The following is a 774-nucleotide window of genomic DNA, read 5'->3' on the forward strand; positions in this document are numbered from 1 at the left end:
TGTAATTTAAGCACAATATTAGTTTCTACTTTTTTACAATAAGGGCACTTGTAGTATCCATAAATAATTATTTTCTTTTTGAGCATCCTACTAAAATAAAAACAAGACATATTATTAAAATTACGTTACTCTTTTTCATATTTTTTCTCCCACAAAATATATGAGTCCGGGACATAAAGTTTCTGGATAAGTGAAAAAAGACAATTTCTATTGAAATAATATAGAAATTGTCTTTTTTATAATTTTTTTGATTATTTTCAGCTCGTTGAGCTGTTACTTTTCTTATATTAAGTGCCATTAGCACAAATCCTAGTTCTCTTTTGGCTTTATTTATCCCTCGAACGGACATTCGAGTGAAACCCAAAATAGCCTTCATAAATCCAAAAACAGGCTCCACATCAATTTTTCTTTGACTGTAGATGGTTTTTATTTTTGGTTCTGAAAGCTTTTTATTAATTTGGGCTTTAAAATATTCCCAATTATAATTTTTCATTATTTTTTTATTCGTTTTTGAATTGTATTTCATGCATTGGTGTCTTAAAGGACATTCTGAACAATCATCACATTCATATAATTTGAAGTCTCTCTTAAACCCATATTTATCATGGCGATAGGCATATCTTTTAAAACCCAATCGCTTATTGTTTGGACAAATATATTCATCGTTAATTTCGTCATAATCCCAATTTTGAGTGTTAAAGATGTCGCTTTTATATTTTTTAGTTTTATCTTTTATAAACATACCGTAGGTTATAAGTGGTATTCGATTAAAAT

1 pseudogene is annotated in these 774 nt (G+C 27.6%); it reads right to left on the reverse strand.

Annotated elements, in window-relative coordinates:
- Positions 1–163: 163 nt before the first annotated feature.
- A pseudogene (locus tag ABEA43_RS67810) lies at positions 164–774 on the reverse strand (transposase); the annotation flags it as partial.

Source organism: Nonomuraea rosea, assembly GCF_039539705.1.
Classification (GTDB): domain Bacteria; phylum Actinomycetota; class Actinomycetes; order Streptosporangiales; family Streptosporangiaceae; genus Nonomuraea; species Nonomuraea rosea.